12 protein-coding genes and 1 pseudogene are annotated in these 13,650 nt (G+C 52.1%); 6 read left to right on the top strand and 7 right to left on the bottom strand.

The window, feature by feature from the left end:
* Positions 1-92 precede the first annotated feature (92 nt).
* The 4 genes from GH984_RS10590 to pdxR form a co-directional block, all read right to left on the bottom strand.
* The gene (locus GH984_RS10590) at positions 93-326 is read right to left on the bottom strand and encodes an NAD(P)-binding domain-containing protein (RefSeq protein ID WP_153720195.1); all 234 of its coding nucleotides are present in this window, start codon (positions 324-326) and stop codon (positions 93-95) included.
* Between the two features lie 51 nt (positions 327-377).
* On the bottom strand, positions 378-1,793 hold the full coding sequence (locus tag GH984_RS10585) for an NAD(P)/FAD-dependent oxidoreductase (RefSeq protein WP_153720194.1): 1,416 nt from the start codon (positions 1,791-1,793) through the stop codon (positions 378-380).
* A gap of 17 nt (positions 1,794-1,810) precedes the next feature.
* Positions 1,811-2,206 carry a nuclear transport factor 2 family protein gene (locus GH984_RS10580; RefSeq protein ID WP_153720193.1) on the bottom strand — a complete coding sequence of 132 codons (396 nt, stop codon included), beginning with the start codon at positions 2,204-2,206 and terminating at the stop codon, positions 1,811-1,813.
* Positions 2,207-2,309: 103 nt separating this feature from the next.
* Positions 2,310-3,779: a MocR-like pyridoxine biosynthesis transcription factor PdxR gene (gene pdxR / locus GH984_RS10575; protein WP_153720196.1), complete on the bottom strand. Its 1,470-nt coding sequence runs from the start codon at positions 3,777-3,779 to the stop codon at positions 2,310-2,312.
* Positions 3,780-3,873: 94 nt separating this feature from the next.
* On the opposite strand from pdxR, the gene GH984_RS10570 reads away from it, so the two are divergent.
* From GH984_RS10570 to GH984_RS10545, 6 genes and pseudogenes are all read left to right on the top strand, one after another.
* Entirely contained in the window at positions 3,874-4,155 is a 282-nt protein-coding gene (locus tag GH984_RS10570; protein WP_153720192.1) for a hypothetical protein, read from the top strand.
* A 12-nt stretch (positions 4,156-4,167) separates the two neighbouring features.
* Positions 4,168-4,590, top strand: a pseudogene (locus tag GH984_RS10565) (M20/M25/M40 family metallo-hydrolase); the annotation flags it as partial.
* Complete coding sequence (locus GH984_RS10560) at positions 4,577-5,032, top strand: peptidase dimerization domain-containing protein (protein ID WP_172973232.1); 456 nt, start codon at positions 4,577-4,579, stop codon at positions 5,030-5,032. The pseudogene GH984_RS10565 and the gene GH984_RS10560, both read left to right, overlap by 14 nt.
* A gap of 149 nt (positions 5,033-5,181) precedes the next feature.
* On the top strand, positions 5,182-5,730 hold the full coding sequence (locus GH984_RS10555) for a TRAP transporter small permease subunit (protein ID WP_153720189.1): 549 nt from the start codon (positions 5,182-5,184) through the stop codon (positions 5,728-5,730).
* Between the two features lie 10 nt (positions 5,731-5,740).
* Positions 5,741-6,799 carry a TRAP transporter substrate-binding protein gene (locus tag GH984_RS10550; protein ID WP_153720188.1) on the top strand — a complete coding sequence of 353 codons (1,059 nt, stop codon included), beginning with the start codon at positions 5,741-5,743 and terminating at the stop codon, positions 6,797-6,799.
* Between the two features lie 149 nt (positions 6,800-6,948).
* The gene (locus GH984_RS10545; protein ID WP_153720187.1) at positions 6,949-8,256 is read left to right on the top strand and encodes a TRAP transporter large permease; all 1,308 of its coding nucleotides are present in this window, start codon (positions 6,949-6,951) and stop codon (positions 8,254-8,256) included.
* Between the two features lie 33 nt (positions 8,257-8,289).
* On the opposite strand, the gene GH984_RS10540 is transcribed toward GH984_RS10545, so the two are convergent.
* The 3 genes from GH984_RS10540 to GH984_RS10530 are packed head-to-tail and all read right to left on the bottom strand — an operon-like array spanning position 8,290 to position 13,580.
* Positions 8,290-11,151, bottom strand: coding sequence for a molybdopterin-dependent oxidoreductase (locus tag GH984_RS10540; RefSeq protein ID WP_153720186.1), 2,862 nt, complete (start codon positions 11,149-11,151; stop codon positions 8,290-8,292).
* 3 nt (positions 11,152-11,154) lie between these two features.
* A complete protein-coding gene (locus tag GH984_RS10535; protein WP_172973231.1) occupies positions 11,155-11,946 on the bottom strand; it encodes a hypothetical protein in 792 nt (263 codons plus the stop codon).
* A gap of 17 nt (positions 11,947-11,963) precedes the next feature.
* The gene (locus GH984_RS10530; RefSeq protein ID WP_153720184.1) at positions 11,964-13,580 is read right to left on the bottom strand and encodes a GMC family oxidoreductase; all 1,617 of its coding nucleotides are present in this window, start codon (positions 13,578-13,580) and stop codon (positions 11,964-11,966) included.
* Positions 13,581-13,650 lie beyond the last annotated feature (70 nt).

The raw sequence follows: 13,650 nt of genomic DNA, 5'->3' as shown, positions 1-13,650 counted from the left end.
CTTGGCGGTCCAGCGTTTGACGGGTACTTCGCCGTTCATAATGCCCTCCTGTCATCTGCACTTTAACCTGTGCAGTTTTGGAGGGGGTCACTTCACGCCTCGATGACCTCTAATAAGTCTTCATCAGCACTAACACAGGTGATAATGACATCACATTGACGCGCAAGATCGGGTAGATCTGCTGCTTGGCTTACTCCTAGCGCTTCGGCAATCGGCGTCGCTCGGGATGCTGTGCGATTCCATACGGCCTTTAGCAGGCCTTCCCGCGCTAGATGTCGCGCCATTGCTGAGCCCATTACGCCCAATCCAACTACACCGACGTCCATGACTGTCTCTCTTGTAAATGTTATTTAGCCATGCACACTATCACCGATGCGCTAGGGTCGCTCATCGCAGAATTGATACCACCGATATAACATCGCTTGGCCGAGACGCCGGAACGGTGCTAGCGGGTGTCCAGGCAATGGGGATTCAAAAATTGGCAGCGTGCGTTTCGGCGCTTTACCTGCAATTCGCTCCGCCATATGTTTGCCCGCCTGTGCAGAGTACATAACACCATTACCGCCATATCCAAGTGCATAAAAGAACTGCTGGCTTGGGTCAGGCTGAGCAATTCTTGGCATCATGTCGTGACTGACATCGACCCAGCCCCACCATGAATATTCCACCTCAATGTTGGTCAGTGGTGGAAACTTCCGATGCAACCCATCAAACAGGATTTGCTGGTGTTTCGGGTTAGGCGCGTCACGTCCGGTCAATGCGGCTCTGCTACCAATTTGGAGCCGATCATCAGGTAACAGCCGATAGTAATAACGCAGTGTCCGACTATCGGTAATGACCTCGTTCGTGCGGAAATTACAGGCCTGTTTTTCATCCGCGGTTAGCGGACGTGTGACCATTGAATTCGACAAAATCGGCATCTGTCGGTTACGCAGCTTTGGATGCAAGCCTTGTGCGGTGTAGCCACCCGTTGCAACGCCAACGGCTCGCGCACGGACAACGCCACCTGGCGTTGATAAATGGTGCACTCCATTGCGCGTATTCCACTCAATTACCGGACTTCCCGGATGAATTTTGGCGCCTAAACGACGCGCCTCCTTCATATAGCCGTAAGCGAGTTTGAGTGGGTGAACGCCAATGCCGTGCGGCTCATGCATGGCACCAACGGCCTCTTCTTCACGCATGTAGTGCTCGTGCAAAGACTCTCGGTCTAAAATTTCAACTGGATAGTTGAAATGCTTAGCCATTACCGCCGCCTCAGCTTTAAATTTCTCTAAGGCACGTTGCCGATGAGCAACATAAAGATGGCCCCCGCCTTGCGCGTCGCAGTCTATATCGGCGATCAGCGATTCAAAGGTCTGGAACGCATCTAGGATTTCTTCATGCATGGCTTGGGCGGTGTCTAATCCCCAGCGCTTAATCCATTGCGACCGGCTGAGCCGGCCTGCTGCGTTTTGGGCTTGCCCACCATTGCGGCTCGTGCATCCCCAAGCCACACGATTGGCTTCCAGAACGGTGGCTTTTATCCCATGTTCGCGAGCTAAAAACAGTGCAGTCGCAAGCCCGGTAAACCCGGAACCAATAATAACGACGTCGGCGTCTATATCCGCTTTTATCGGGCCATCATCCTCCGGTTCTGGTCCGGCGGTATCGGCCCAATAGGTGGGCGCATACGCCTGATTGGTACCCGGATGGGCCTCAGGTGTTAGCGGGTCATACTGCGGGTTATACGGCGAAATCTCTTCTCTCGCCGCCGCCGCCGTTTGAATGATGTCGCTAGATGCTGTTGCCATTGTTTGATTCTCTAAGTTTAGCCTTTGGCCTGGGGAGGGCGTTGTTTACGAAACGCCTTTTTTTCAACAATTTTGCCGTTGTGGAAACGAAACAGATCGCAACCGTCAGCGTCAATTAGTGTTCCATCGGGCTGAGTCGCCTGAAAGGTCCACTCTGAAACCCCGCGATCAGCCGCGGCGAAATGCTGGGCATTGGCCCACTGCACATCAGGCTGGGTCTCCCAGACTTTTTGAAAAGCCGCGCGAACGGCTTGTTTGCCCTCAATGCGGCCGCCATATGCTTGATCGCCGCCTATAGTCTCGAAGACAACATCATCGCTCATATGAGCCACGACCGCATCGGCATCGTGCCGGTTAAAAGCATCGAATACTGCTTTCAATACTTGCACTTTTTCGTCATTGCCTGACGTCATGTCGCTCCTCCAATCAATACTATTAGACACTCAAGGCTAGTGTTTTCTAGCTTTTGACAATAGCGCCACGATGGGGTGGCGCACTGGTCCAGCTAAATCCTCTCTAGAGGGAATGGACTAGATTGGCAAGGCGCTGAATCCCTGGTTCAATGCGCTCGGTGCGGATAACCGAAAAGCCAAGCCGGAAAAAGTGCATTGGCGGTGGCTGAGACATGAAATTGACATCGCCAGACTCAAAGAAAATCCCTTCTTTGGCTGCCCGCGCGACCAGTTCACTTGAATTGAGCGTTTTTGGCCCATGCATCCAAAACGAGGTGCCTCCAAAGGTTGGAGTATGAGTGAACTCTGGCAGATATCGATCTAGCACCTCAGCCATTTTTTCCCATCGCTCGCGATAGACTCGGCTGAGTCTCTGTACGAGGGTATTGTGATAGCCAAGCGATAAAAACAAGGCGATGGCATGTTGGTTGTTAGCGGGTGGGTGGCGCAGCATTAAACGGCGTAGTGCTCGTGCTTCATGAATGAGTGTCTCGGGTGCTACTAGAAAACCGATTCGCATACCCGGATCCATTGTCTTCGATAAGCTTCCGACATAGAGCACTTGGTCTTGTTCATCAAGACTCTTGAGTGCTGGGGTCGGCGCACCGGTAAAATTTAATTCGCTATCGTAATCGTCTTCAATAATGGTGAACTTATATTGCTTGGCAATCCGCAAGAGTTCTTCCCGCCGTGACAAAGGCATGGTGACTGTGGTGGGAGATTGGTGGCTTGGCGTGACATACAAATAATCCAGTTCGCTTAAATGCGGCCCAACAATCAGGCCATACTCATCCACTGGGAGCGGTATGAGATTTTCTGAGCGCAGTGCAAAGATATTGCGAGCGTCTGGGTATCCAGGCTCTTCAATGCCAATCTTTGTCTCGGCATTGATCAGCAATTCAGCAAGGATGTACAACGCATTCTGGGCGCCCATCGTGATGAGTATATTCTCGCTACCTGTCCAAACGCCCCGGCGCGGCAAAACTTTAGATTGCAGCTGCTCTATTAATCCAACGTCATCAGCATCCACAAAATCGCGAGCCAGTGATGTACCTGCATGTTGGCTGAGTGCTTTTCTAAAGCATTCTCGCAGCGCCTTAAGGGGAAAGAGCTCTGGATCCATTTGGCCGTAAATGAACGGGTACTCATAGTGTTGCCAGTCGATGGGTTTGCGAATATTTCGCTGACCGCTCGGATGAATAACGAGTCGATCATGCCAATTTGTTAACGGAGATTGAGTATCAGCGGGGCTGGTATTTTCCTCTGTGATAGGAAGTGCAGGTAGCATGTCGGGGTTAACAAAATACCCGACGCGCTCACGCGGCAGCAGATATTGTGCGTCGACGAGATGCTCGTAGGCTAAGACAACAGTGTTTCTTGCTACCCCTAATTGGTGAGCAAGCTCTCGGCTAGACGGCAAGAGCGTGCCAGGTCGCAATTGTCTCTCGAGAATGGCGCGAACAATGCCTTCACGGATCTGCTGCTGCAGGCCGACATCGTTATCGTGCGAAAGCTCGAGTAGTTTGGACCACATGATACTGTGTTGGTCAGATTTCATCGTCCTAGATAGTAGATATACTCCGCAGCAAATGACAACCGATTGTTGTCCCGAATGTTATAGGTTGGTAATGACTGACCAAGATAGTGAAAATTGGCTTGCCGAGTTGGTCTCCCACCGGACGGTGTCTGGGGAGCAAAATCGCGACCTCATGCATGCATTGGCAGACTGGCTAGAAGGGCTTGGCGCCACTATTCGTATCACTCCCTCCGCGGCTGACCGACTTAACGTTTTAGCAAGTTTTGGTGGTCATTCAGGAGGTATCCTTGTTGGTGGACATCTGGATGTTGTGCCTGCGCCGGCATCGAACTGGGGCAGTGATCCTTTTACGCTGACGCGATGTGGAGAGTGACTCTACGCTCGGGGCACCTCGGATATGAAAGGGTTTGTCGGGAACATGCTCGCCATCGCGCCCCAACTAAGTGCAAGTGAACTCACGCAGCCCGTGCATCTTTTGTTAACGACTGACGAGGAAATCGGGTGTTTAGGGGTGCAAGCTGTCATTCAGGAGCTTGTTATGCAGGGGCCGCGCCCAGATTGGGCGTTGATTGGTGAGCCTACGGATTTGCAAATTTGTACTGCCCACAAAGGCAAAGTGGCCTACAACGTGTCTGTTGAGGGTCAAACGGGCCATTCTAGCAATCCGGATGGCGGGCTTAATGCAGTCGATTTAGCGGCCCGATTGATCGTCGCACTTGGAGATATGGGGGTGGCCTTGCGCCGTTATCCCGCGGCAGCCGGGTCATTGGATATATCCTTGGGATTCTATTCATGTGGGCCAGGTTGAGGGTGGTCAAGCGCTCAATGTCATTGCGGCATCCTGCCATTTTGATTTCGAAATTCGCTATCTGCCGGGATCCGATGTAGAAGCGTTAATTACGAGAATTCAAAAGAAAGCCACGGTGCTTGAGCTTCAAGCTAGCGCATCGGGTATTAATGCCCGAATTCACCTGCATGAAAGCAGCCGCTACCCCGGTGCGTCGGTCAGTGTACAAAGCCCCGCGATACGTTGGTTATCGTCGTGTTTACCGGAAGCTCAGTTTGAGCAAGCGGATTACGGAACCGAAGCGGGCTGTCTTCAAGCAGCGTTAGGAATTGACGCTATCGTGTGCGGCCCCGGTAACATCTCACGTGCCCATCGGCCTAATGAATATATTACCCGACAGGAGCTAGCCGCTGGCGAGAAAATGCTGCGTAGAGTGCTCGGTCTGTCGGTGCTAGATGCATGAGCCAATCGTACCGAGATCACACAATCATCGAGTGACTGGCCTCATCTCTAGTCTTGTACTGGTGCTATCACTATTATAAAACCTAGTCATACGGTGAGGCAGTGCTCTCGAAGAAGGGCATGTTAATAATTTGATGAGGAGAGTCTCTATTGTCAGCACTTCTGAAGTTAGATCGCTGCGTTGATCGCATTGCCGACCTTACCGGGGTGCTTGCTGGTCTGCTGATTACTTATTGCATGGTCCTTGGCGTTGTTGACGTGTTTCTGCGCTATGCGCTTAATAGCGCGTCGTTATGGATCGGCCCGACACTGCAAGCTGCCATGGTGCTCATTGCTTGCACTGCCGGTGTCTACGCATTTAAGGAAGGCACATTTGTCAGGTTAGATGTATTCTATGACGGTCTGTCCCGACGCACCAAAGCAATTTTGGACCTGCTGACCGCTGGATTAGGATTGATTTTTCTTTGGGTATTAATGTGGAAGGGCAAAGAGGCAGTAGAACTCGCGCTGCTTTTAAAACAGACAACCCCAACGGTTATTCCCATGCCGCTTGCACCCATCAAGGCGGCTATTCCGATTTCAGCGATGTTGATGACAATATTTGTTATTCGGCAGATTATAAAAGACATCGTCACACTCATTGGGCCTGAGCGCCCGGTGGGAAGCGATGAAGCGCACGAAGTGCTAAAAGCAAAATAGGAGAGGAGTAATGAGGAAAGAGTTAGTTAATAAAAACCTAGCGGTGAGTGTTATGAGCGCAAGCGCTTTAATGCTGGCCGCGGGGATGGCGTCAGCACAGGACTCGGGTCCGCCTGATGAAGTTACTGAATGGACGATTCAGCCTTGTTTTGATAACTCAGACGCCGGTTGGGCAAGCGGCGTGCTGCCATGGGCAGACGCGGTTGAAAAGGCAACCGAAGGTAGTGTCCAAATTGAGGTTGTCCCAGCCGGGTCGATTACAAGCGGGGGTGAGGCGTTTGGTGCTGCTGCCGCTGGCGTAACAGACGGTGTTGCTTGCTGGGCGACGGTTTATGGCGGTGATATGCCAGCCGGCATGTTGGCATTTGGTTTACCAATGGGGGCCGAAAGCCCTGAAGAAGCTTGGGAAGTCATGTGGGGCGACGATTACCGCGTTGGTGATCTGGTTCAAGAAGCGGCTAGCCAGCGTAATCTCTATTTTGCCGGTTGGACCAACCAAGGCCCCAACGCAATGTTTACGACATTTGAAGTCCGCGGTTTAGCCGACTTCGAAGGTCGGAAGATGCGTGCAGGTGGTCCGCAGGCAATGTTCCATGAGGCTATTGGCGGTACGCCTGTTTCCATGGATGCCGGTGATATTTACACGGCGATTCGACTGGGAACGGTTGATGGCACCTATTGGGATACGGGCGGTGTTGATAATATGTCCTTTGATGAGGTCATTGACTATGCCGTGATGCCAGGATGGAACCCTGCGCAGCATCAATCGACTTACGTGAACCTTGATTCTTGGAATGCGCTTACCGAGTGGCAGCAAGACCAGATAAACGGCATTTTTGAAGAGGTTTATTTCGAGACCAGTCGTATGCACCTCGATGGTGTCGATGAGGCTCTGCAGGCCGTCGAAGATTCTGGTGGTGAAGTGGTGTATCTCTCCGATGAAGAGGTTGGTAAGCTGCGTCAAGTCGCGATCGAAGAGGTCTGGCCAGACATTGCTGATTTGTCTGATTTGGCCGCAGAGGGCGTCGACATTTACGAGCGTTACATGCGCGATAACGGTAAATTGTAAAATCGCTGCCGCTACGATGGGGGGCATCTGCCCCCCATTTTTTACCGACTGTTGTAATCCGTAAAATGGAGCACGCCGTGTTCAGGGCCCGCTATTGAGTTGGCCGTTGTGGTGGTGCTTTTTTTAGGCTAGTTCGTTGAGGCATCACTATGTCCGTTGAAATTCTCACGGTTGTTTATTTCGCCTGTTTGTTTATTTCATTATTTCTTGGTCTTCCGGTAGCGCTGGGCCTTGGCGGGACGGCGGCAATCTTTGCCTTGCTGCTTGAGCCTCGGGCGCTGATGACACTTCCGAGTGCGTTCTTTTCGACCTCTTGGAATTCTATTTTGGTGACGGTGCCATTATTTTTGCTAATGGGTAATCTCATTCGCTTCTCGGGCATCGCCGACGCCGCTTATGATGCGGTGTATAAGTTGATCGGACACATCGCTGGTGGATTGGCGATTGGCACGGTTCAGGTTTGTACCATTTTTGCGGCGGTAACCGGTATTACGCCTCCAGCAACGATTACGATGGGGCAAATTGCCTACCCATCGATGATGCGCTACAACTATGATCGGCGAATCGCGATTGGATCTATCGCTGCTGGCGGCGCGTTAGGGGCGCTCATTCCGCCAAGTGTTCCTTTTATCTTCTACGGGTTGCTCGCAAACGCGTCGATCGGCGATCTATTTCTAGCCGGCGTTGTCCCCGGGGTCATGTTGGCGATCTTTTATTCGGTTTACATTGGGGTGCGCTGTGCGTTTCAGCCTCATCTCGGGCCACCACTGCCTGCGGAGCTTAAATTCACACCGCGTGAGAAACTTAATTCCGTTTTAGGAATTTGGCCGTTTGTTGTATTGATTGTCATCGTCCTAGGCGTGATTTGGGGTGGTATAGCCACGCCGGCAGAAGCGGCGGCATTTGGTGCGACAGCAGCGGTTTTTATTAACCTTATTTACCGTCAGCTTAGTTGGTATGTGATTCGAGAATCATTAGCAGCCACTGCTCGCCTTGCCGGTATGGGGCTATGGATTTTGATCGGTGCAACGGCATTTTTGAGCATATTCAACACTCTGGGTATGCAACATATTATTACAGACTTGGTCCTTGGTATGCCCGGTGGTGAAACAGGGATCTTGGCGATGATGATGCTCATCATCCTACTTTTAGGCATGGTTATGGATGACTGGGCCATTATCATGCTTTGCACGCCATTATTTCTGCCCATTATTGAGATATTAGAGATCAATAAAATCTGGTTTGGGGTGTTGTTCATCGTGAACATACAGATGGCTTATCTTACGCCACCGTTTGGATTCGTACTCTTTTGGATACGCGGTATTCTCCCGAAGGGCGTTCACATGGGTGATGTGTATCGGTCTGTTTGGCCTTTTGTAGCCCTGCAATTGCTTGGATTGATGCTGATTTTTATGCTGCCCGAGATTGCGCTTTGGTTACCCAATATCGTTGACTGATGCCAGTCAGAGACGTCTCATTGGCGTGCTGAGTTACAGTCGAATAAGCCGAACACGATTGCTTTTTAAATTGCTCTGATGGGCAATAGGGTCGGTTTTATCTCCAGTCAGTCGGTTCACGGAACAGGATTCATACCACGGTTGGTTTTCGCCCCAGCCTATGGGCATAAAAAGCGTGCCAGGGCGAATGCCATGAGTGACCCAAGCCCTCGCTTCTACCCGTGATTGGTGGTTCTCTATGGCCACCCGATCACCGTCTGCTATGCCCGCTGAATCTGCTTGGGTGGGGTGGATTTGGCAATAAAGATCAGGCCACATTTCTTGTGCCTGCCAGAAGTAGTGGGTCCAAGAATGAAAATGTGGCGCTGGGGGGCGACCGGTCACTAGATCAAGAGCTAGGCCATTCGCTGGCGTTAAGTCTCGATCGCTAGAATGCTCAGGAAGCGCTGAGACGCCAAAGGCTTGGAGTTCTTTCTCTTGTGCGGGCGTCCAGAATTCCAATCGCCCACTAACGGTTGGGAAGCGGTGGCCCTCGGTCGAGCCAGCGGCCGTTGTCCCGGGCAAATACAAAGTTCCAGCCTCAGGATCGCCTTCATTGCGCAGTGGCACTCTGACCCAGCGGTGCGGTTGACTGCGAAGACGCTCTACGGTGACACCGGCAATATCGGGCGTTGCTTTTCGGAATATTTCATCCCAGAAGATGGCTGGATCGGCGTAGCGAGGACTGAGGACATCGTCAAAGCCAAATCTCCGGCCTAGCTCTATCCAGATCCAATGATCAGTCTTGGCCTCCCCAGGGGGAGTGATTGCTGCCTCGTTCCAACCGATGCGGCGGTCCTCAGCAAGTCGAGTAATCCCCCCTTTTTCAATGCCACTGGCAGCAGGTAGCACATAGTCAGCCTCGGCAGATGTTGCATTTTTAAAAAGCTCAATATGAACAACCAGGTCCATAGCCATCAATGCTTCTCGTGTCCGTTGCTCGTTTGGCCATTGGCCGACGGGATTGTTGCTAGTAATTAACGCTCGTAGCGGATAAGGCGATGCTTCAATGGCGGCTTGCTGCCAACCAGGGATCCCATTCGGTATGGCAGGCTGCTCTGATGTTTGCATACGCTCGGGCGGGACGGGCATTTCACCCCAGTCCGGTTCAGCGGCAACGTTCATAAAGCCACCGCCACGCCGGCCCCAGTTACCGGTCATAGCCGCTAGGAACATCAATACGCGATTCGTTTGTGTGCCATTGGTATGTTGATTGATGCCACGACTAGCGTAGAGCATACAGCCATCTGCGCTCGCAATTTCATTGGCTAATGAACGAATTTCATTGGCTTCTAAGCCAGTAATCGACGCTGCCCATTCTGGGCTATAGCCTTGCTTGCGGACATGCTCACGCCAATGCTCCCAACCTTCTACCCATGCGTTGCAAAACGCTTCATCCTGTTGATTTGCTTCAAAAATCGCATGGATAAGAGCAAGGCCTAGCGCCATATCAGTGCCGGGATGAATAGGCAGCCACCGGTCCGATTTGCTTGCCGTGACGGTCATGCGAGGGTCGACAGTGATCATTCGGGCGCCCTGTGCGAGCCGCCAGCTATTGACCAAGCCGAAGTTCACCGGTCGGGTTTCAGCCTGATTATCACCAATATAGACGTGGAGAGCGGCACTGCCGATGTCCTCTTTGGTGTAGATATTGGGCAGGTTTGTTGAGCCTTGAATGCGTTTTAATGCCTCCACTTTGCTCTCGTCACAAAGTATTTGAGTGGTGTACATGTTAGGTGTACCCCAGAGCTTTTGGAACATTCGGGCATGGCCCATGATGGTCATCACGCCGGTGCGCGTACCTAAATAAATGCCTAAAGCTTCCCGCCCATAACGCTCGGCCACTTTCCCCAAGCGCTCAGCTATCTCATCGAGTGCGGTTTCCCAGCTAACAGGTTCAAAACGGTTCGTGCCGCGCGGGCCAACACGCCGCAGTGGTTGAGTTAAGCGCTCATCATTGGCGTACATTTGCAGTGTCATTTGCGACTTAGGGCAAATGCGCCCAGCAAATATTGGATCCTCATCATTGCCAAAGACACCAACGACCTCGTTGCCCTGCAACTGATATTTAACAGGGCAGCCGTTAAAGCAAATATTACAAGCGCCGGCTAGCTCAGTCCGTGGCGCTTGGTTTGGAGCAGGACTTCCGTAGGGTTTGTGTAGATGGACTTTAGCAAGGGGCTCACGCCGACGTGCATCGTCTTGGACCAACGGAATGCGGCGTCCCGCTATGGCATCGCTGCGAGCAGGTGCTGTTGGCGTTTGCGCGGGACTTGGCTCAGTTTCATTGGGCTCGAGTAGAGTGCTTGCCTCTCGGGTGAGCCGATCTAGGATGATGGTTCTTGGACCTTGTAGAAATTGGTCATGGTCACGCACCTTACGCCCAGCATTATGCGCCTCGGCTAGAAGCGCATCATGTTCACCAAAACGTAATGCTTCGGTCGGACAGACACTGACACAGGCAGGGCCATCGCCAACCGCTCGACGGCTCTCACAAAGATCACACTTAACGGCGTGATGGCCGACTGGGTCATAGCCCATCGCACCGTACGGACAGGCGGTTACGCACTCACCACAACCAGTGCAACTACCTTCATTGACGCTGACTACGCCAGTGTCTGGATCTTTTGATATGGCCTTGGGAGAGACTGGGCAGGCTCGCAGGCATGCCGGTCGATCGCATTGCTGGCAGGTGACCGTTAAGAAATCTAATTCAGGCGCTCCAGGGTCACCGAGCCACTGGACGCGATTACGATATTCATAAGGGCCTAAGCCATTAACCTGTTTGCAGGCGGCCTCGCAGCTTTTGCAGCCGATGCATCGTTCTAAATCAATGAGCAAATTGAGTTTGGCCATAATCTAGCGCCCCAATGCTGTGATATGCCACCAATCAATGGGGCCATCACCCGCAGCATATCCAGCAAAAAATAGCACGATAATGACGTGGGCAACGAGTGCGATCAAAAAGAGTAATGCGAGGGCCACATGAGTGCGTCGCCAGAACGCCACTAATAACCCCGCCTTGTGCCTCCCGACATAATGCGCTTCACGCCCTGCGAGCAGTGCATAACGCAGCGTTAATAGTGGGTGCCGGATGAAGTGGCGAAGATTGGGTGAGAACACGGCCTCACTGGCAGTGCTATCGAGGGTTTTGAGAATTTTTTCTTTTTGCTTAATGATTACGCCAATCCGTACCTGTATATCAGGGTCGGGCGGGGCAAAGCTTTGTGGTCGGCTCGCAAAGACCGCGGAAAATTGACGCGTCATTTGAGTGCGAGTGAACAAACCTTGCACCACCAATGCAACGGCTAAGGCCCACGCCGCACCCGGGGGTGATAAAAGATCTCCAGCCCCGACATGGATGCTGATTAGCACTAAGCCAAGCGTGGTGGCAATTACATGAGCCGAAAACCAGCGGGGCATTTGAGAGGCCATTCCGCAGCGCTTTTTGATGCTAAAAGCGTAGGGCACCAAAAAACACAGCGAACCGATCGTGGCGATGACTTGCAGTAATGGTGAACCTGGCTTCGCGTCCGGTATTAGCAGCGTCAGCGCCATCGCGCTCGGTACCGCAATGATCAGGGTGACTGACAATACCTGCAGGCTACCAGGATAGAGGTCTCCTCGTTCATCGACCCACTTTGGGTGCATAAGCGCCCCCCTACCAATTAACTCGCTAACGCCTCTGACTGCTCTGCCAAAAGCAGATCTGATGCTTTCTCACCTATCATAATCGCTGCGGCATTTGTATTACCAGAAACCAGGGTAGGCATAATGGAACAATCCGCGATCCGCAAACCTTCGAGGCCGCGAACACGAAGTGTCGGATCAACAACGGCGGTAGCATCCGAGCCCATTCGGCAAGTTCCCACGGGATGAAAAATCGTCGTGCCATCACTTCTGACGAAATCAAGTAATTCCTCATCGCTTTGGATAGATTTTCCTGGTGAGTATTCCTCCTGTACTAAGGGCCGCATTGCTGGCGTTTCAGCAATTCGTCGTGACGTCCGCACGCCATCCATTGAGACCCGGCAGTCCTCTTCGGTGGCTAGATAATTGGGATGGATTTGTGGGGCCTCATCAACTGCGCCGGATTGAATGTGTACTGTGCCTCGACTTTCTGGCCGAAGCTGACAGGTTGACATGGTAAACCCAGGAAATTTGTGCACGGGTGATCCAGGTATGTCTGAACTTAACGTACCAAAGTGAAATTGAATATCTGGTCGCTCCAAACCTGGGCGTGAGCGGACAAAACCACCCGCTTTGTTAATACCGACTGCGAGCGGGCCGCGTCGTTGCAGAACATAGCGAAGGCCAATTTGGGTGCTGCGAATCCAGCTATTGAGATCGTCATTGGTTGTGATGGGCTGAGTGCATCGCATGATGACTCGAATTTGGAGATGGTCTTGGAGATTTTCGCCAACCTCAGGCAATGAGTGAACGGGCTCTATCCCCGCTTTTTGCAGAACTTCGGGGTTGCCAATTCCAGATAATTCTAGAATTTTTGGTGTGTTGATGGCGCCAGCACATAACAGCACTTCGCCCCGACACCGGGCGGTAATACGCTCGCCATCGAGTGTGTAAACAACGCCTGCGGCGCGCCGTCCATTTAATAGGATGCACTCGCAATTCGCATCGGTAACGATATCTAAGTTGCGTCGCTTAGCCGCTGGGCGCAGAAAAGCAACGGCGGTGCTGCACCGACGACCATTGCGTGTGGTGAGTTGGAAATAACCAACACCCTCCTGGTCGGCACCATTGAAATCATCATTACGCGGAAATCCGGCTTGCTCTGCGCCCGCTATAAACGCATCGCACAGCGTGTCTGACTCACCCACATCGCTAACAGCAAGCTCGCCATCAGCACCGTGATACGAATCGGCTCCCCGCATCTGACATTCTGAGCGACGGAAAAATGGAAGAACATCCTCCCAACCCCAGCCAGGATTTCCCCGAGCAGCCCAATCATCGAAGTCTGCTTGCTGTCCACGAATGTAGATCAATCCATTAATTGAGCTTGATCCGCCTAGCGTTTTTCCGCGGGGCCAATAGATTGAGCGGCCGTTAACCCCTTGCTCTGGCTCAGTCTTATACCCCCAGTTCAGTGTCTGATTGAACATGGTTTTGCCATATCCGATGGGGATATGAATCCATGGATTAAGATCACGAGGCCCCGCCTCTAAAAGCAGTACACGCTTAGTTGGGTCAGCCGATAGGCGATTGGCTAGGACGCACCCTGACGAGCCCGCCCCAACGATAATGTAGTCATATTCCTGCTCCGCCATGACTCCTCCAGACTATTTTTATTTATTGACATTAAGATTCTATGCGTTGTAAAACCGAAACGAAACAAAT

This window comes from Spiribacter salilacus, from assembly GCF_009649225.1.
Classification (GTDB): domain Bacteria; phylum Pseudomonadota; class Gammaproteobacteria; order Nitrococcales; family Nitrococcaceae; genus Spiribacter; species Spiribacter salilacus.
This window is presented reverse-complemented; position numbering and strand designations above follow the sequence as displayed.

Coding starts and splice junctions, on each gene's coding strand:
- pdxR (WP_153720196.1), bottom strand. CDS start 3,779: ATGTGGTCCAAACTACTCGAGCTTTCGCACGATAACGATGTCGGCCTG.
- GH984_RS10535 (WP_172973231.1), bottom strand. CDS start 11,946: ATGCACCCAAAGTGGGTCGATGAACGAGGAGACCTCTATCCTGGTAGC.
- GH984_RS10530 (WP_153720184.1), bottom strand. CDS start 13,580: ATGGCGGAGCAGGAATATGACTACATTATCGTTGGGGCGGGCTCGTCA.
- GH984_RS10585 (WP_153720194.1), bottom strand. CDS start 1,793: ATGGCAACAGCATCTAGCGACATCATTCAAACGGCGGCGGCGGCGAGA.
- GH984_RS10540 (WP_153720186.1), bottom strand. CDS start 11,151: ATGGCCAAACTCAATTTGCTCATTGATTTAGAACGATGCATCGGCTGC.
- GH984_RS10590 (WP_153720195.1), bottom strand. CDS start 326: ATGGACGTCGGTGTAGTTGGATTGGGCGTAATGGGCTCAGCAATGGCG.
- GH984_RS10570 (WP_153720192.1), top strand. CDS start 3,874: ATGACTGACCAAGATAGTGAAAATTGGCTTGCCGAGTTGGTCTCCCAC.
- GH984_RS10545 (WP_153720187.1), top strand. CDS start 6,949: ATGTCCGTTGAAATTCTCACGGTTGTTTATTTCGCCTGTTTGTTTATT.
- GH984_RS10550 (WP_153720188.1), top strand. CDS start 5,741: ATGAGGAAAGAGTTAGTTAATAAAAACCTAGCGGTGAGTGTTATGAGC.
- GH984_RS10580 (WP_153720193.1), bottom strand. CDS start 2,206: ATGACGTCAGGCAATGACGAAAAAGTGCAAGTATTGAAAGCAGTATTC.